The sequence below is a fragment of the Novosphingobium sp. BL-S-21 genome (assembly GCF_055521655.1).
On sequence record NZ_CM145496.1, the window covers coordinates 2,700,523 to 2,717,733 of the forward strand.

The following is a 17,211-nucleotide window of genomic DNA, read 5'->3' on the forward strand; positions in this document are numbered from 1 at the left end:
TTAGAAGTCCATCCAGTCGTCTGCCGTGGCGAGCGCTTTCATCGGCTTGCGGATCGCTGCCGGCTGCATCGGCTGAGCAGGGGCGAACGAGGCTGCTGCAACCGTGCGGACCGGCGCGCGCATGCCTTCGTGTCCGGTGCGGAACATGGAAGCGCGATCCGAAAGCGAGGTGACCTCGCTGTTGAGGTTGCGTGCCGCGGCCGAGGTTTCCTCGACCATCGCCGCGTTCTGCTGCGTGGCCTGGTCCATCGTGCCGATCGTCGCGCTGATCTCGGTGATCGTCGAGGACTGCGCCTGGTTGTCGCTGGCGATGTCGCTCAGCAGCGAGTGCACTTCGGTGACGTCGCCCGAGATGTTCTGCAGGGCGCCGTCGACGCGCTGCACCGCTTCCACGGCAGTGCCGATGTCGGTCTGGGTGGCCGTGAGCTGTTCGCGGGCACGCTTGGCTTCCTCTTCCGAGCGCATGGCGAGCGCCGAGACGAGATCGGCCACGACTGCGAAGCCGCGACCGGCATCGCCGGCACGCCCTGCTTCGACGGCGGCGTTCATGGCCAGCACGCGGGTCTGGAAGGCGATCTTGTCGAGACCTTCGATCACCGAGTCGATGCCCTTGGCGCTTTCGCTGACGCGGCCCATGGCCTGCACGGCCTCGTCGGCGATCTCACGGCCCGAGCCGACCACGTTCATCGCTCCATCGGCGCGCTGGACGGTGCGTCCGGCGGCGGCGGCGGTGGCGCGCAGGCGTTCGTCCATCTGGGTGATGGCGGCGGAGGTTTCCTCAAGGCTGGCGGCATTGCTCTCGGTGCGGCGGGCCAGGTCTTCCGAAGCCTGGGCGATTTCGCTGGAGCCGGTGCGGATGGCCACGGCGCTTTCGGCCACGGCGCCGATCAGGTCGCGCAGGGCGCCGACGGCGGAGTTGAAGTTGCTCTTCAGTTCGCCATAGGCGGGCGGGAAGTCGGCATTGATGGTCTGGGTCAGGTCGCCTTCGCTGATCGCCTGGAGACTGGAGCGCAAGGTGGACGTGACCAGTTCCTGTTCGCGGGCACCCTTGGCGTCCACTTCGGCGCGGCTTTCGGCGGCGGCGCGGAACTGTTCGACAGCCTCGGCGATCTCACCGATTTCATCGCCGCGCTCGCGGTAGGGGACTTCGGCCTTGCCGCCTTCGGCGAGCGTCGAGGTGACCTGGGCGATGCGGCTCATCGGTGCGGCGACCGAGCGGTTGATGAGCAGCCAGATGAAGACGATGAGCGCCATCGCGCCGAGCGCCAGCGTCACGCAGAGGATCATGGCGGTCTGGGCGGTCTGGGCGCCGTCTTCGGCCTTGGCGGCAACGCGTTCGCGGGTCAGTTCGATCAGCTTGTCGGTCTGCTCGATCATGTCGTGCGAGGCTTTCTTGCCGTCGCCCTTGATGAGCGCCATGGCGCCGTCGTTGTCGCCGGCGGTGCGCAGGGCGAAGATCCGGTCGTTGACCTGGGTGAGCGCCAGGGCGCGCGTGCGCAGGTCGGCGGTTTCGGCAGCGAAGGCTTCGTCGCCGATGACCTTGTAGGCTTCGACCGACTTCAGCAGGTCCTCATCCCCGGACTTCAGGCGGTCGCGCAGGTTCTGGGCGTCGGCGGCGGAAGCGGCGTTATAGTAGCTGTAGACGATGATCCGCAGCTCCTTGACGTTGCTGATCACGTCGGTGAGCCCCGACATGCCGGCCATCCCGCGCGAGACATGCGCCTCGGCCACGGACTTCAGTTCGCGGGTCGAAAGGAAGCCGTTGATGCCGACGATGGCGATCATGATGTTGATGATCGAAAAGGCAGCCCACAATTTCTTGGGCAAACGCCAATTGTTCAGAAATTCAAGCATTTGTAGTCCAGTTCCTGCTTGGGGGGTCGGTCCCGCCGTCGGCGCGCCATTTTTATTATAGATCGACGGGCAAATCGCGGGCGTGGGAGGCGTGGAATTCCTTGCGAAACCGCCGTGAAGACGGCCTGCGTGGCTGCGGCGCTCGATGAATTTTGGCCGCAATCTCAGGAAGGCTTCCGGTGCGTCTTCGGCCTCACCCGTTTCATGGTTCCCGAAACGACAGAAGGCCGGGATGGCGAACCATCCCGGCCTTCCAGACGACCTGTCTCCCGGCGAACCGGGAGACCATCGAACTTCCGATTAACGGAAGAGCGAGAGGATCGTCTGCGGCGCCTGGTTGGCGATCGACAGAGCCTGCGTGCCCAGCTGCTGCTGGACCTGAAGGGCCTGAAGGGTCGCCGATTCCTTGGCCAGGTCAGCGTCGACGAGGTTGCCCACGCCGGCAGTGACCACGTCGGTCAGCTTGCTGTTGAACGACAGCTGACCATCGATCTGACGCGAAGCCGCGCCCATCTCGCTCAGGCTGTCCTTGACCTCACCGAAGAAGGTGTCCAGCTTGGCGGTGAAGGCATCAGCCGCCGTCTTTGCCGCATCACCGTCAGCAGCACCGCTGATGGCATCGATGTCGGTGTCGGTGCCTGCTGCGCCCAGAGCGGTTGCAGCCTTGGTGGTGAAGCCCTGGTTGTCCACTGTCAGCGTCTCGGTACCCGAAATCGACTGAAGTGCACTGACCTTGCCGTCGGTGGCTACGGTGGGATTGCTATCCTTCAGCAGGTTCGTACCATTGAAGTCCGAACCGTCGATGATCGTGCCGATCTGCTTCTTCAGAGCGACCAGATCCTTGGCAATCGCCTTGCGGCTTTCTTCGTCCAGACCAGCGTCCGACGTTTCGAGAGTCTTCGACTTCATCTCGTTGACGAGGTCGGAGATCTGCTCGGCACCGGCAACAGCAACGTCCGTGACGCTCTTGGCGTTGTTGAGCGAGGTGGTGACCGCGCCCAGCTTGCCGAGGTCGCCGCGAAGCGTCTGGGCAACCGTGTACTTTGCCGAATCGTCCTTGGTCGAAGCGACATTGAAGCCGGTGTTGATGCGGCTCTGCACGGTGTTCATGCCCTTGTTGGTCGCGTTGAGGCTCTGGAGAGCGGCCATTGCGCCAGCATTGGTGTTAACCGAAAACGCCATTGTTTCTTCCTTCTAGAATACAGGCCAAGTTCTGCGGCCAGATGGCGGAAGCGCCGCCATGCGCGCAGCTGGTTCTTCCGGCTGCATGTTCATTCTAGGAAGACGGAAGAAGGCTTCGGATTTTATGGAAGAAAAAATTTGTCGCGGCGTTTCGGTGTACAGTTACCCCTCGTCATTGCGAGCGTAGCGAAGCAATCCAGAGTCGGTCTCACGCCGCTCTGGATTGCTTCGCTACGCTCGCAATGACGAAATGGGGGGGAATGGCGCGAGGGTTGATGTCGGCGCGGTGTCGGGATTTTGCAGACACGTGAATAGCGCCCCTCCGGCTGCTGCCGGAGAGGTGCAATTCACATCGCAATAGTACGCCTCGTCAGAACGGGAAGAGGGCGTCGTAGATCTGTTGTCCCCAGCGCGCCTGCTGCGCGTCGGTGAGCTGGCCGCGGCCGCCGTAGCTGATGCGGGCCTCCGCGATCTGGGAGTGCTTGATCGAATTGTCGCGGGCGATGTCCTCGGGCCGGATCACGCCGGTGACGACCAGCTCGCGCAGCTCGTAGTTGACGCGCACTTCCTGCTTGCCGCGGATCTGGAGGTTGCCGTTGGGCAGCACGCCGATGACGGTGGCGGCCACGGTCATGTTGATCTGCTCGCTGCGGGTCGTGTTGCCGACCCCGGTGGCGCTGGACTTCGAATCCGTGCTGACCAGTTTCGAGGGGTCCGGGTTGCCGGGCAGGATCTTGGGGATCACCGTTTCCAGACCGAGCAAGGCGGCGATGCCGCTGTTCTCGCTGCCGTTGCGGGTGCGCGTGGTCGAGTTCGCGACTTGCGCATTGTCGGCGATGTTGATGCGGATCGTCACGATGTCACCCACGCGCGAGGCGCGCTGATCGCGGAAGAAGGCGCCGCCGCCGGTACGGAACAGGGAAGCGCCGCGCGCCGCGTCGGCCTGCTGACCGCCCGCCGCCAGTGCCCGGTCGTCCACCGAGTGGTTGCCGATCGAGGGTTCGAGGCGCGGGGCGACCGGGTCCTCGGCTTCCGACATCTTCGGCGCCTTGCCGACGTTCTTGAGCCGGCCCACCGAGCCGCAGCCCGAAACCAGGCTGGCGGCGAGGATCACGGAAGCGACGGTTGCGAAGCGGTTGTTCACGGCCAGTCTCCCTACTGCGCGGTGATGCGCACGTCGCCCGAGCCTTCGGCCACGGCGTCGAGCGTGCGGTTGGTGGCAAGGTTGAGCACGCGCACCTGCTCGCCCTTGGTACCGTCGCTGAGCGCGCGCCCGGGCGAGGAAATCTTCAGGTTGCCGGACACGAGCGAGATGGTCACCGCTTCCCCGCGGCGCACGAGACGCGGCGGGGTGAGGTCGGTGGAGCGCACGGGCGCGCCCGCGTTGAGGCGGCGCACCGCCTCCTGTCCCGCCGCTTCGGCCGGGCTCAGCGCATTGCGCGCAATGGCCGGGAAGACCGGGGCGGTGACGAAGTCCGCCTTCGACAGCACTTCGCCGCGTTCGACGGTGCGGGCGAGGACGGGCGCCGCTTCCCCGGCGGGGATCGCCGGGGCGGCGGCCAGTGCCGGGGCGAGAAGGAGTGCGGTGAGCATGGCTTCAGCTGATCTGCGTGGAGGTCTGGAGCATCTCGTCCGCGGTCTTGAGCACGCGGCTGTTCATCTCGTAGGCGCGCTGCGCGGTGATGAGCGAGGTGATTTCCGAGACCGGATTGACGTTCGAGGCTTCGATGAAGCCCTGGCTCAGCGTGCCGAACGAAGGCTGGCCCGGCGTCGATACGGTGGGCTGGCCGGATGCGCCGGTTTCCAGGAACAGGTTCGAGCCGATCGCTTCCAGGCCGGCCTCGTTGACGAAAGTGGCCAGTTCGAGCTGGCCGACGGTCTGGAGTTCGGCCTGGCCGGCGATCTTCACCTGCACTTCGCCGGACTTCGAGACGGTCACGTCGAGCGCGCCCTGCGGGATCGTGATGTTCGGCTGAACGAGGTAGCCGTCGGTGGTGACGAGTTCGCCCTGGTCGGAAAGCTGGAACGAGCCGGCGCGGGTATAGCCGACGTCGCCCGAGGGCATGGTGATCTGGAAGTAGCCGGGGCCGTCGATCGCCATGTCATACGTGTTGCCGGTATTGGTCAACGCGCCCTGTTCGGTGATGCGGTAGACGCCGCCGGTGCGGACGCCCGCGCCGATCTGGATGCCGGTCGGCACTTTGGTGCCGCTGTCGCTGGTATTGGCGCCGGGGCGCGAGACCTGCTGGTAGAGCAGGTCCTGAAACTCCGCGCGCTGACGCTTGAACGCGGTGGTGTTCATGTTGGCGATGTTGTTCGAGATGACGTCGACGTTGGTCTGTTGGGCAAGCATGCCCGTCGAAGCGATGGAGAGCGAACGCATGATGGCTCCTCGTTAGAAAGGGATAGGCGTGAAAATGCTGTAAGGACGCAGGCCGTCAGCTGACCCGGCTCAGCCGGTCGATCGCCCGCTTGCGCATGTCGTTGAGATCGGCGGAGAGGCGCTGGCTGGTCTGGTAGGAGCGCAGGATCTCGACCATGTGCGTGGTCTCGGTGATCGGCTCGACGTTGGAGGCTTCCACCCCGCCGGTCTTGAGCTTGGTCTGCGCTGCCGTGAGCATGCGGCCGTTCGTGCCGGTCATCATGCCGTCGCCGCGCGGCTCCAGCATGTTCTCGTCGGCGAAGTTGGTCACGGCAAGGCGGCCGACCGGGCCGTCTCCCACCATGACCGAGCCGTCCTCGGTGATCGTCACCTGGTTGAGCTGGTCGGTGGGCACGGCAATCGGCTGGCCGTTTTCGTCCAGCAGCCGCTGGCCGCCCGACGTCGCCAGTTCGCCCGTGCTCAGGATCTTCACGAAGCCCGCGCGCGTATAAGCGACGCCGCCTTCGGGAGTCTCGACATTGAGGTAGCCGGGGCCGTCGATCATGACGTCCAGCGCATTGCCGGTCGACTGGAACGCGCCTTGCGACGTGTCGTGTACCGCGCCGAAATCCAGGACGAAGGAGGTCTTGCGCGCATCCTCCACCGGAGCGTCCTTCACCGTCTCGACATATTCGTGGAACAGCGCCTGCTCGCGCTTGTACCCCACGGTACTGGTGTTCGCCATGTTGTTGGCGGTGATGTCGAGCTGACGGCGCAGGGCCTGCTCGTGGCTCAGCAGAACGAAGGAAGAGACGTCCATTCAAGCACCTTGCGAAAAAGTTCCAGATATTCGGCGCTAGGCAGATTTTGCCGTGTAGCTTTCCTATAATAGAGGCGAAATCGCGAAAGCGGATGCGCCGACACCATTTCGGTGAAGCGCGCATCCCGACAGCCAAGGGGATGAAAGTTGTCCAGCGACGACGTGATCGACATTACGGCGGTCGATGTGCCGGAGCCCAAGAAGTCCGGCCGGAAAATGCTGGTGATCGGCGGGGCCGCGGTCCTGGCGCTGCTTGCGGGCGGCGGCGGGGCATGGTGGTTCATGCGCGGCGGCGACAGCGCCGAGGCAAGCGGCGAGCACGAGGCCGCGGCGGAAGCGCCGGAGGGGGAAGCCGGGTCTTCATCCTATATCGAAGTGCCGCCGATGATCGTAAACTTGCGCGGCAGTGACAGCCAGGCGCGCTTCCTGAAGCTGCGCTTCATCATCGTTGCGGCAGACGGCAAGACCGACAAGGTCAAGGACAAGCTGCCGGCAGTGCTCGATGCGCTGCAGCCCTTCCTGCGCGAGCTGCGCCCGGACGATCTCAACGGGTCGGCCGCGGTGTTCCGCATCAAGGAAGAGATGATGACGCGCGCCACCCAGGCGCTCGGCGCGGGCATGGTCAAGGACGTGCTGATCCAGGACCTCGTCCAGCAATGAGCGACGACTTCGACGACTTCGTCCTCCCCGATCCGCCCAAGATGGGCGCGATCAACGACGACATGTTCGACCAGGCCGGTATCGATGCCCTGTTCGGGTTCGACAGCGACATGCCCACCCAGCCCAAGAGCGGGTTGAAGGCCATGATCGAGTCCAACGTGATCAGCCACGAGCGCCTGCCCATGCTGGAAGTGGTGTGCGAGCGCATGGTGCGCTCTTTCGCCACGAGCATGCGCAACCTCACCTCGGACGCGATCGACGTCAGCCTGGAGGAAATCACCTCCACCCGCTTCGGCGAATTCATGAACCATGTGGCGCTCCCGGCGATGTTCGGCGTGTTCCAGGTGACCGAGTGGGAGAACTACGGCGTCGTCACGGTCGATTCCGGGCTGATCTACGCCGTCGTCGATGCGCTGCTCGGCGGCCGCAAGGGTTCGCGCCCGATGCGGGTCGAGGGGCGTGCCTTCACCACGATCGAGACGATGCTGGTCGCCAAGATGGTCCAGCTTGCTCTCGACGACCTGTCGCAGGCCTTCGAGGCGATCGAGCCGGTGACCATGGTGGTCGAGCGCATGGAATCTAGCCCGCGCTTCGCCGCCATCGCCGGACCCAGCAATATTGCTGCCGTCGCCACTTTCCGTGTCGACATGGAAGGGCGCGGGGGCAAGTTCTCGGTGCTGCTGCCCTATGCCACGATGGAGCCGGTGCGCGACAAGCTGCTGCAGCGCTTCATGGGCGAAAAGCTCGGCCGCGATCGCATGTGGGCGGCGCATATGGCCAGTGAACTCTACAATACCGAAGTCACCGTGGACGTCGTGCTCGGCGAAAAGCAGATGAGCCTGCGCGACGTCATGACTCTCAAGGTGGGGCAGACCATCGCCCTCAGCCACAGCCCGAACGATGCGCTTCAGGTCCAGTGCGGCGGTGTGCCGCTGGGCCGCGCGCATATCGGCCAGCGTTCGAGCAATATCGCCATTCGCATGGCCACCGACATTTCCAAGGGGTATCCGAAATGACTTTCGCCACCATGATCAATGTCGTGCTGATCCTGCTTTGCGTATCCGTGCTGGTGCAGAGCGCCCGCATGGGGCGCCGCATGAAGCAGCTGCGCGACACCCAGATTTCCGAAAGCGTGACCCAGATCGACCGCGCCACCAGCCAGGCCCGCGTCGTGCTGGGCGATCTCAAGCGCGTCCTTTCCACTGACGGCGCTGCCCAGGCCAGCGCCATTGCCGCGGCCGAGGAAATCCGCGACGAGCTGACCCTGATGGTGGGTATCGGCAATGCCGTGGCCGACCGCATCATGGATGCGGCCGCGCAGACCCCCAAGGTCGAGGAAGCGGCGCCGAAGAAGCGCGCCGTCCGCAAGCCCCGCGCTGCCAAGCCCAAGACGGCCGCCAAGACCGCTCCCAAGGCTGCTGCAGCCAAGTCCAGCGACGCGGAAAAGGTCGTTGCCGGCATTCTCGAAGCCGAGAAGGTCGTCGCTCCCACCCCGGCCCGCACCCGTTCGCGCCGCAAGGTTGCCGTTCCGGCCGCCATCAACGACGTGACCCGCGGCGACACCACCGGCGTCGTGCGCGACATCGCCGCCGCCCGCGCATCGCGTGAAAGCGCGGTTGCATGACACGCCCTGAGGCTTCGGGACTGATGGCCGGCGTGCTCGCTCCGCTGCGCGCGCTGGTGACGCCCTCCCGGTTGATCTTCGGCGTGGCCGGCGTGGCGGCGGTGGCCAATGCCATTGCCCTCGCCGCGCCTGCGGTGGACAGCGGCAAGGGAGATTCGGGGCGTCTCGGCGCCTCGCTCCAGGACGCTTCGGTCCAGCGCGACCGCGTGCTGGCCGCCGAGCGGCGCAAGCTGGAAATGCGCGAGCAGGCGGTCAAGGCCGGCGAATCGCGCCTTGCCGGTCAGGCCCAGCAGAACCAGGCCGCGGCGGCGGCGCCCACGGGCGGCAAGAACGGTGCGCCCGAGCCGGAAATGCCCTATGACAATCTGGCGCGCATCTACCAGACCATGAAGCCCCAGCGCGCCGCGCCGATTTTCGAGAAGCTCGACATCGAAGTGCAGGCGCAGGTCGCCCGCCGCATGCGCGAGCGTGCGACCGCGCAGATCATGGCTTACATGACGCCGAGTTCGGCCGTGGAACTGTCCATGGCGCTGGCTGGCCGCAAGGTCATCAAGGCGCCGCCGGCTCCTCTGCCGCAAGCGAAGCGCGGCAAGGCCCAGGCGCTGGCGGCCACGGCCAAGCCGGCTGCAGGCAAGCCGGCCCCAGGCAAGCCGGCCGCAGCGCCCGCCGCGACACCGGCGCAGTAAGGACGCCCCAGGCAGGAACGAAAAAGCCCCCGTCCAGTCCGGACGGGGGCTTTTTTGCTGGACGACCTGGTTTGCTGGACGCCTGGCAGGGAAAGCCGTCAGCCTTCGTCGGCGGAGACCTTCACGATCAGCACTTTCTCGATGCCCTTGTCGAGCCGCTTGATCGGCGGCGCCATCATGGCGGAGAGCCGGGCGACGTTGACGGGCGTATAGGGGGAGGCATGGAGGCGGGCGAACTCGATGGCGGCGGCCAGCGAGGCGGCCCGAAGTTCGGGCATGCGCTTCGCCAGTTCCGCGGCGTTCGCAGCGGATTTCGTCTTCACCGTGATCGAGACGTGGAGCACGCCGTCCAGACGGCCGCTGTCCACGATCGGGGCGTCGATCGGCTCCATCACCACGAAAGAGGGATCGGGCGGGGGCAGGGGGTCGGGCTTCTTGGCTTCGGCCAGGGCCGGCGTCGTCACCGCCGTGGCCGCGAGGCTCGCGGCCAGCAGCGCTGCAAGCCGGGCGGCAAGCTTAGCGGCTCTGGGGGAACGGGCGGAACGCGGCATCGAAGACTCCAGATCGGGCCGACCAGGACGGACCGCCCGGCGGCTTGTTCCTCTATAATAGAACGAAACCCCAGGAGTCAGGTTAAGATGAGTGACGATCGGCGCCCGGCGAAAGTCAGGGTCTTCTCTTCCGGAACGCCGGACGGGAACGCCTCCTCCTCGCCGCAGGCCGGTGGAGCAGCCGGTAATGGTGTGCCCAACCCGGGACGCCGCCGCACCGATGCACCGCAGATAAGTGCAGGTGAGGCGCTCCCCATGGCGACCGGCAAAAGCGGCGGTGCGCTCTGGGTGGCTCTGGCGGTCCTGTTGTTCCTGATCGGCAGCGCGCTGGGCGGCGTGCTCTTTGCGACCTCGGTCCTGTTTCCCGGAGCCCTGCTGTGATCCTTACCCGTCTGCTGGCCACGGCCGCACTCGTCCCCGGCGCGGCGCTGCTCGCTGCCCCGGCAGCGTCGCCGCCTGCCGCCCCGCTGGCCTCATTGCCTGCTTCTGCGGCCGCTTCTGCCCCCACTCCTGCTCCTGCCGCGCAGGCGTCGCTGACGCCGCCGGGCGCTGCTGCGCCGAAGGCGGCGTTGCTGCCGCCCGCGCCGCGCCTGCCCGGCTTCGCCGCCGATCTCGCGCAGCAGCCCGCGATCGTGGGACCGGCCGCCTGGACCCGGATTTCCGACGCCGACGCCTGGACCCGACTGGCGCGCGTACCGCGCCCCGAACGGCAGCAGGCGCGCTGGAACTACGCGCGCAGCCTGATCGGGCAGGAGCGCGGGGGCGAGGCCTTCGGCGTGCTCGAAGTGATGCGGCAGGACGATCCGGACCTGGTGATGGTCGATACCTTCCGCCTGGCGCAAGGCGCGACGTTGACGCTCCTGGGCCGCTATCCCGAGGCATTGTCCGCGCTGGGCGCGCCCGGGCTCGGTACCAATCCCGAGGCCTGTGCCTGGCGTCTGCGGGCGCTGGCCCAGAGCGCGCTGGGGGAACAGGCGCTGCAGCAGCTCGATTGCGCAAGGTCCGCGCTCAAGACGCCGCGGCCCAAGGCCTTCGTGCTCGCGGCGGCCCGCGCCGGCGTGGAAGGCGGGGCGCCGGACAAGGCGCTGCAATGGCTGGCGCCGCTGCCTGACCGCGATCCGGCGGCCAATCTCTATCGCGGCCGCGCCGAGCTGGCGCAGGGCCATGCCGACCAGGCCCGCCTGCGCTTCGCCCGCGTCGAGCGCTCGGGCACGATGGAGCAGCGCATGGACGCGCGCCTCAGCGAGATCGAATCCGAAGTCGCTCACAAGGCGGTCGGCCCCGAAGCGGCGCTCAAGCGACTCGACGCGATCCGCTATGCCTGGCGGGGCGATGCCATCGAGGAGCGCGCCCTGCGCCTCACTTACCGGCTCTACGATGCGCGGGGCGACTTGTCCGGCGCGCTGGCGGCGGGGGCGGCCCTGTTCCGCTACCACGATGCGACGCGGCAGGGGGCGGACTTCCTGCCCGGCCTCCGGACCAAGCTGACGACCGCGCTGGACCCGGCGCGCAAGCTGCCGCTGGACAAGGCGGCCGGGCTCTATTGGGATTACCGCGACATCGCACCGGGCGGCGCCGAGGGAGACCTCATGGCCAGCCATCTTGCCGAGCGGCTCCAGCAGGCCGGGCTCTACGAACGTGCAGGCGACTTGCTCACCTACCAGCTTTTCGTGCGGGCGGGCGATCTTGCCCGCGGGCCGCTATCGGCGCGGGTGGCGACGCTGTTCATCCTGGCGGGCCGCCCGGACCGCGCGCTGGAAACCTTGCGCAAGTCGGACGATCCCTCGTTCCCCGATGCCATGATCGCCGCGCGCAAGCGCGTGGAGGCCGCCGCGCTCAGCCAGATCGGCCGTATCGACGAGGCCATGGCCGTGCTTCAGGACGTGCCCGATGCGGATACCCTGCGCGCCGAGATCCTGTGGAAGCAGCGCGACTGGTCCCGCTATGCCGAGGCTTCGGCCGGTGGACTGCCCAAGGGCCGGGGGCTGGACGAAGTGGCGCAGGCCGTCGTGCTGCGCCATGCCATCTCCCTGGCCATGCTGGGCCGCGAGGAAGGCCTTGCCGGCCTCCATGCGCGCTATGCCGCGGCCTTCCAGGGCCTGCCTTCCGCACCCGTCTTCGAGATGCTGACCGGGCGTCCGGCAGAAAGCAACGGGCCGCAACTGGCGCGGGCCATGGCGGCCATGCCCTCGGCCAGCCCGGCGGGCGACTTTGCCGACCTGCTGGAGCGCGCACCCGGAAGCGCCGCGCCCAAGGGCTGACCGGCGCCGGGGGCGCGCTGCAAGCCGGCCCCGGCTTCGTCGAACCGAGCTTTGCCGAACGGAAAAGGGCGCCGGGATCGAGATCCCGGCGCCCTTTCTCATGCGCTGCGCTGCCGCCCGGTGCTTATTTGAGGAACTGGGCCAGCGACATCGAATTGAGCTGGGCGAAGACCGAATAGCTCGCTTCCAGGATGGTCTGTCGCTGCGTGATGTCGATCGCGACCTGGCCGAGATCGGCGTCTTCCACCGAACCGATCACTTCCTTGAACAAGTTGATCCGGTCGTCCGCGCGGTCGGTCAGATTGTCGATCTTGTTCTGGTTGCGGCCATTGGTGGCGTTGACGTTGCGCAAGTCGGTGACGCCGGTGTCCAGCTGCGCCAGCGCATCGGTGATGGCCTGCTTCTGCGTATCCGTCAGCTTCTCGCCGAAAGGACCGGCCTCGGCCAGGGTGCGGAACGCGGGGATCAGGTTGGTGGCGACGTCGCTGGCGCCGATGCCGTATTCAAGCTCGATGTTCTCGCCCACGCGGGTCGACTGGCGCACGTCGTCGTTGGCGAAGGCGTCCGCGGCGTCGAGGCCGACGGTGTCCTGCAGCGTCTTGGGCAGGAACGGGGAGCCCGAGGTCTGCGAGCCGGCGAAGAGGGGAATGCCGCCTTCGTTGGCGTTGAGCGCGGTGCGCAAGTCACCGAAGGCGCTTTCGATGGCGGCCTGAAGCCCCGGCGAATCCCCGGTGCCGATTGCGCTCAGAAGCTGGGTGCTGAGATCCGACAGCGAGGAATCGACCTGGTTGAGGTTGGCATCGTAGAGCGACAGCGTGGTCGAGACCCGGCCGGCATTGTCCTTGTACGATTCCTGCTGGGCCAGCATCGACCGGGCCGAGAGCGTACGCACGGCATCGAGGCCGAGGCCGGCATAGTCGGTGGCCTTCTTGCCCGACGTCAACTGCAGCTGGCTGGTGGCAAGGTTCTCATGCGAGCGCGTGATGGCGCTGGCAAGCGTGCGCTGCAGGGGGATGGTGGCTACGCGGGTCATCTTCGTATCCTCTCTCTAACTCAGCGGAGCATGCCGATCAGGGTGTCGTACATGTCCGAGGCCGTGGTCATCACGCGTGCCGCGGCCGAATAGCTGTTCTGCAGGATCACCATCTGCGCGAGTTCCTCGTCGACATTGACGCCGGAGAAGGAATCGCGGCGGTCGAGCGCGTCGCTCAGCCGCGAGGAGGCGTCGTTGTAATTGGTCAGCGCCAGCGAGGCCTGCGAACCGGCGCTGCCGAGCAGGCGGTTGGCGAAAGTGCCGATGGTGAGGCTGCCGTCCTTGCCGAAATCGACCGCGCCGGAAAGCGCGTCGACGAAGCCGGAGACATTGCGGATGTCGCCCGAGCCGATGGCCTTTTCGCCCACCGCGGCCGTCAGCTGGAGCTGGGCCAGCGGCAGCCGCGTGGTGTCCGCCAGCAGACTGGCGGGCACTTCGGCCGAAGCGAGGCCGCTCGCCGCGCCGGTGAGACCCGAAAGCGAGGAGAAGGACAGGCCGGTGCCGTTCCGGTCGGTCGAATCCGAAGGGATCGAGATCGTCGATCCCGAGCTTGCCGCATTGGTGTTGAACTGGATGCGGCCGCGGTCGTCGAGTTCGAAGCTGCCATAGGCGGAAAGCGGGCTGGCGTTGAGTTCGCCCACCAGGTCGCCCCAGGTCGATCCGGTGGAACCGGTGAGGGTATATTGGGTCAGGACCTTGCCGGTGGGATCGCGCAGGACGATCTGCGCGGTCTCGCCGGTGCCGAAGCCGTGGGGATCGCTGGCGGTGAAGCCTGAAGGCGCCAATGCGCTCGTGTCCGAGCGGATCAGGTTGTTGAGGCCGAAGAACTGCGAGAAGCCCACGCCAGCGCGGTCGCTCGGGCTGTCGGGGTCCTGGGCGATGGCGATGCCGTTCGCGCTCGATGCGGCGCCGATCGACAGGACGCCGTTGGTGAAGCTCGCGGTGCCGTCGGGCGAGAGGCCGGCGTTGATCGCGGCAATGGCGTCATCGACGGTGGCCGTGGGGCCCAGCGCATCGAAGTCGACGGTCGTCTTGGAAACCAGCGTGCCGTCCTTGCCGACGACCGCGAACGTGGCCTTCCCGGTGAAGCCCAGGCGGTCCGTGCCGATCAGGCCGTTCGGCTCGCCGGTCATCGTGTTCGGCGGGGGCAGGGTGGTGCCCGCGTTGGAAACCTTGTTCAGCGTCTCGGCAAGCCCGCTGAACAGCTGGCCCAGCTGTTCCGAGAAATTGGGCAGCGCGCGGTCGCGGATGTCCAGCAGTCCGCCCAGCTTGCCGCCGACGGCGGTGGAATCGATCTTCTCGCCGGTGGAAGCGCCCATCACGCCGCTGTCGGACGCGAAGCGGATGTCGATCGCCGGATAGGTCGCCTGCGAGGACGCGGCGCCGGAAGGATAGCTGAGCTGGCGCAGGCGCTTGTCGAGCAGGACCTGGCCCGAGGCGGTGTCGATGGTCACGCGGCCGTCGCTCTGTTCGCGCACGGTCACGTCGACGAGGCCGCTGAGTTCCTCCAGCGCGGACATGCGCTCGTCGGCCGGGCCGGACACGCTCTTGCCCAGGCCCTGGAGCCGGGCGACTTCGCTGTTGAGGTCGTGGATCTTCTTGAGAAGCACGTTCGTGCGCTCGACCGTGTCGGAGACTTCGCTCTCGACATCGGCCTGAAGGTTGGAGACGTCGCCCCGGAGCTGGTTCAGGCTGTCGATGGTGTCGGACACGTTGCCGGTGAACAGCGCGATCGACTGCGCCGAGCCCTGGAGGCTGGCGATCTGCGATACCGACGTGGAAAGGGCGGTCAGCCTCGACGCGATGCCGGACTTGGAATCGGTGGCGCCGAGCAGCGACTGGAGACGGTCGAGGTAAGTGGCAGCCGCCTCGCTGCGCCCGGCGTTGCCCGCGCGCTGGTAGACGGCGTTCTCCAGGAACTTGTCCGCCACGCGCGAAGGTTCGCCGACCACGACCCCGTTGACCTTCCCTCCGGCCACTGCCGTGGAGAGCGTCGGCTTCTGGCGGGCGTAGCCCACCGTGCTGACGTTGGCGATATTGTTGGAGACCGTCTGCATTCCGGCTTGCGAGGCCGAAAGGCCGGACATGGCGGAATTGAGTATCTGGTTGAGGGACACGGTGCTGGTCTTCCTGAAAATATCGCCGGGAGAGGGAAGGTCTTGAGGGTAAGGGCCGAGATCAGCGCTTCAGGTTGCTGACTTCCTGAAGCATGTCGTCGACCGTGGTGATGATCTTCGACGAGGCGCTGTAGGCGCGCTGGAAGAGGATCATGTTCGAGAACTCGGCCGCCAGATCGACGTTCGAGGCTTCCAGCGTACCGGCCGAGATCGAGCCGCCGCCAAGGGCGCCGGGCTGGTTGATCGCGACGTTGCCCGAAGTGGCCGAGGCGACGTAGGCATTGCCGCTGATGCGGGTCAGGCCGTCCGGGTTCTGGAAGGTGGCGATCGGCAGCTGGTAGATCGCGCGGGTGGTGCCGTCGTCGAAGACGGCGCTGACGATGCCCGTGTCCGAGATTTCCACCGAGGACACGGTGCCCAGCACGCCGCCGTTGACGCTCGATGAAAGCAGGGCGGAATCGCTGCCGAACTGGGTCAGGCCGTCAAGGCCGCCGTTGGTGCCGAGGCCGAGGGTGATCGGCGTCGAACCGGCGCCATTGGCCCAGCCGATGTCCAGGTTGGCAAAGAGCGAGGGGTCCGAACCGGCCAGGTCGAGGCTGCCGTCGGGATTGAACTTCACCACGCCGCTGGCCAGGACGCCATCGGTGATGCCGGTGCCGTTCGAGCTGGTGATTTCGCCGGGCGTGCCGGAGATTTCTGCAACCCACTCGTTGGGGCCGGTCTTGACGAAGTTGAAGGTCAGGCTGTGCGAGGTGCCCTGCGCGTCATAGACTTCCATCGGGCGGGAGAACTGCTCCGCGACCGCGCCCGATGCCATCGAGCCGCGCACGTAGCCTGCACTGCCGCCCGCCAGTTCGGCGGCCGTCGAGTCCAGGTTGGTGCGCATGGAAATCTTGGTGGTGGGCTGGGCGGCGCCGGTCAGCGAATTCGGCTTGATCGGTTCCAGCGAGTTCATGCTGCCATTGTTGGTATAGCTGCCGTTGGCGTCGAGCGGCCAGCCGGTCAGGTAATAGCCGGCCGTGTTGCGCAGATAGCCGTCGGCGTCGGGCGTGAAGGAGCCGGCGCGGGTATAGGAAATCTGGCCGCTGGTATCCGAGCTGGAGCGCACGACGAAGAAGCCGGCGCCGTCGACGCCGATGTCGGTCAGGCTGCTCGAAGCCTGGAGCAGGCCCTGCTTCGAGATGAGCGCCTTGGGCGCGGCGGTGACGCCGCCGGCCGAATAGCTGCTCTTCATCTTGCCATCGGTGACGAGCGTCTGGAACTGGGCGGAAACGCCCTTGTAGCCGATGGTGTTGACGTTGGTAATGTTGTCCGCGACGGTGGCCATGGCGCTCGCCTGCGCGCCGAGGCCGGAAACGCCGGCGTAAAGAGCTGAATAAAGGCTCATTTCATTCTCCTGTGCGTGTCGGCCGGGAAAAGTGGCGTACCGGCCACCGAACAGAGGCATTGTAGGAAGAATGGCGCGGCCCGCGTTCGCAGGCGCACGAAAATTTATGGCGCTTCGCCACGGACCTGTCTCAGTCATCCTATAACTGATGCAGATGTCTTGGGGGCAATTGACATGACACTTCGTATTTCGCTTCGCAACGGAGAGCCGGTGATCGTGAACGGCGCGGTTCTGCGCGCTGTCGGCCGCACCGATCTCGTCGTGGAGAACGAGGCCACCATCCTGCGCGGACGCGACGTCATGAAGCCGGAGGAAGCGACTTCTCCGGCTCGGCAGCTCTATTTCGCCTGCATGATGGCCTATATCGACCCGGCCGACCTTTCGCGGCACCAGCAGGTGCTGCTGGCCCGGCTGGAAGCGCTGATGCTGGCGCTGGAGACCGCGGAGGCCAAGGCCGTCTGCATCCGCTTCGCCCAGAAGGTGGCGACCGGCCAGTTCTATAATGCCCTGGCCGACTGCCGCTGGCTGATCGGTTACGAATCCGACGCGCTTTCGCGCATCGTGGTGGCGCCGAAGCCGGCACCTGCCGAACCTGCACCGGCGGTGGAAGCCGCGCCCGTCGTGGAGGTGGCCTCGGCCATCGCGGCCACGCCGGCCGCCTGACGCGAAGAAGC

At 66.6% G+C, this 17,211-nt stretch carries 17 protein-coding genes; 7 read left to right on the plus strand and 10 right to left on the minus strand.

The genetic code is table 11. From position 1 onward, the window contains the following. The 6 genes from ACZ1J6_RS21415 to ACZ1J6_RS21440 all read right to left on the minus strand — a co-directional run bounded on the left by ACZ1J6_RS21415 (position 1) and on the right by ACZ1J6_RS21440 (position 6,218). Positions 1-1,854, minus strand: a complete 1,854-nt coding sequence (locus ACZ1J6_RS21415; RefSeq protein ID WP_132268580.1) for a methyl-accepting chemotaxis protein — start codon at positions 1,852-1,854, stop codon at positions 1-3. 300 nt (positions 1,855-2,154) lie between these two features. Continuing rightward, on the minus strand, positions 2,155-3,036 hold the full coding sequence (locus ACZ1J6_RS21420; protein ID WP_134094034.1) for a flagellin: 882 nt from the start codon (positions 3,034-3,036) through the stop codon (positions 2,155-2,157). Between the two features lie 370 nt (positions 3,037-3,406). Continuing rightward, positions 3,407-4,180, minus strand: a complete 774-nt coding sequence (gene flgH, locus ACZ1J6_RS21425; protein ID WP_132268584.1) for a flagellar basal body L-ring protein FlgH — start codon at positions 4,178-4,180, stop codon at positions 3,407-3,409. A gap of 11 nt (positions 4,181-4,191) precedes the next feature. Further along, complete coding sequence (gene flgA / locus ACZ1J6_RS21430; protein ID WP_132268586.1) at positions 4,192-4,629, minus strand: flagellar basal body P-ring formation chaperone FlgA; 438 nt, start codon at positions 4,627-4,629, stop codon at positions 4,192-4,194. 4 nt (positions 4,630-4,633) lie between these two features. Then, positions 4,634-5,419: a flagellar basal-body rod protein FlgG gene (flgG, locus tag ACZ1J6_RS21435; RefSeq protein ID WP_132268587.1), complete on the minus strand. Its 786-nt coding sequence runs from the start codon at positions 5,417-5,419 to the stop codon at positions 4,634-4,636. Between the two features lie 55 nt (positions 5,420-5,474). Next, on the minus strand, positions 5,475-6,218 hold the full coding sequence (locus ACZ1J6_RS21440; RefSeq protein WP_132268589.1) for a flagellar hook-basal body complex protein: 744 nt from the start codon (positions 6,216-6,218) through the stop codon (positions 5,475-5,477). A 147-nt stretch (positions 6,219-6,365) separates the two neighbouring features. On the opposite strand from ACZ1J6_RS21440, the gene ACZ1J6_RS21445 reads away from it, so the two are divergent. Genes ACZ1J6_RS21445 through ACZ1J6_RS21460 form a run of 4 tightly spaced genes read left to right on the plus strand, consistent with a single transcriptional unit; the run spans position 6,366 to position 9,188 of the window. Then, positions 6,366-6,878, plus strand: coding sequence for a flagellar basal body-associated FliL family protein (locus ACZ1J6_RS21445; RefSeq protein ID WP_243654380.1), 513 nt, complete (start codon positions 6,366-6,368; stop codon positions 6,876-6,878). Continuing rightward, positions 6,875-7,894 carry a flagellar motor switch protein FliM gene (gene fliM / locus ACZ1J6_RS21450; protein ID WP_132268591.1) on the plus strand — a complete coding sequence of 340 codons (1,020 nt, stop codon included), beginning with the start codon at positions 6,875-6,877 and terminating at the stop codon, positions 7,892-7,894. The genes ACZ1J6_RS21445 and fliM overlap by 4 nt, the downstream gene beginning before the upstream one ends. Continuing rightward, complete coding sequence (locus tag ACZ1J6_RS21455) at positions 7,891-8,502, plus strand: DUF6468 domain-containing protein (protein ID WP_465128028.1); 612 nt, start codon at positions 7,891-7,893, stop codon at positions 8,500-8,502. The genes fliM and ACZ1J6_RS21455 overlap by 4 nt, the downstream gene beginning before the upstream one ends. Continuing rightward, positions 8,499-9,188, plus strand: coding sequence for a MotE family protein (locus ACZ1J6_RS21460; protein ID WP_465128029.1), 690 nt, complete (start codon positions 8,499-8,501; stop codon positions 9,186-9,188). The genes ACZ1J6_RS21455 and ACZ1J6_RS21460 overlap by 4 nt, the downstream gene beginning before the upstream one ends. A 98-nt stretch (positions 9,189-9,286) precedes the next feature. On the opposite strand, the gene ACZ1J6_RS21465 is transcribed toward ACZ1J6_RS21460, so the two are convergent. Continuing rightward, positions 9,287-9,739, minus strand: a complete 453-nt coding sequence (locus ACZ1J6_RS21465; RefSeq protein WP_132268594.1) for a hypothetical protein — start codon at positions 9,737-9,739, stop codon at positions 9,287-9,289. Positions 9,740-9,826: 87 nt separating this feature from the next. Here ACZ1J6_RS21465 and ACZ1J6_RS21470 point away from each other — a divergent pair, with 87 nt between their 5' ends. Together ACZ1J6_RS21470 and ACZ1J6_RS21475 are read left to right on the plus strand one after the other, a co-directional pair. After that, complete coding sequence (locus ACZ1J6_RS21470) at positions 9,827-10,120, plus strand: hypothetical protein (RefSeq protein ID WP_465128030.1); 294 nt, start codon at positions 9,827-9,829, stop codon at positions 10,118-10,120. After that, entirely contained in the window at positions 10,117-12,000 is a 1,884-nt protein-coding gene (locus tag ACZ1J6_RS21475) for a tetratricopeptide repeat protein (RefSeq protein ID WP_465128031.1), read from the plus strand. Before ACZ1J6_RS21470 ends, ACZ1J6_RS21475 begins: the two co-directional genes overlap by 4 nt. Before the next feature lie 124 nt (positions 12,001-12,124). Here ACZ1J6_RS21475 and ACZ1J6_RS21480 read toward each other — a convergent pair whose 3' ends face one another. The 3 genes from ACZ1J6_RS21480 to flgE form a co-directional block, all read right to left on the minus strand. Further along, positions 12,125-13,033, minus strand: coding sequence for a flagellin (locus ACZ1J6_RS21480; protein ID WP_465128032.1), 909 nt, complete (start codon positions 13,031-13,033; stop codon positions 12,125-12,127). A 20-nt stretch (positions 13,034-13,053) separates the two neighbouring features. After that, on the minus strand, positions 13,054-15,150 hold the full coding sequence (gene flgK / locus ACZ1J6_RS21485; protein ID WP_166675224.1) for a flagellar hook-associated protein FlgK: 2,097 nt from the start codon (positions 15,148-15,150) through the stop codon (positions 13,054-13,056). A gap of 61 nt (positions 15,151-15,211) precedes the next feature. Then, entirely contained in the window at positions 15,212-16,537 is a 1,326-nt protein-coding gene (flgE, locus tag ACZ1J6_RS21490) for a flagellar hook protein FlgE (RefSeq protein ID WP_132268599.1), read from the minus strand. 174 nt (positions 16,538-16,711) lie between these two features. Here flgE and ACZ1J6_RS21495 point away from each other — a divergent pair, with 174 nt between their 5' ends. Then, positions 16,712-17,200, plus strand: a complete 489-nt coding sequence (locus ACZ1J6_RS21495; protein ID WP_132268601.1) for a flagellar biosynthesis repressor FlbT — start codon at positions 16,712-16,714, stop codon at positions 17,198-17,200. Positions 17,201-17,211: the final 11 nt, after the last annotated feature.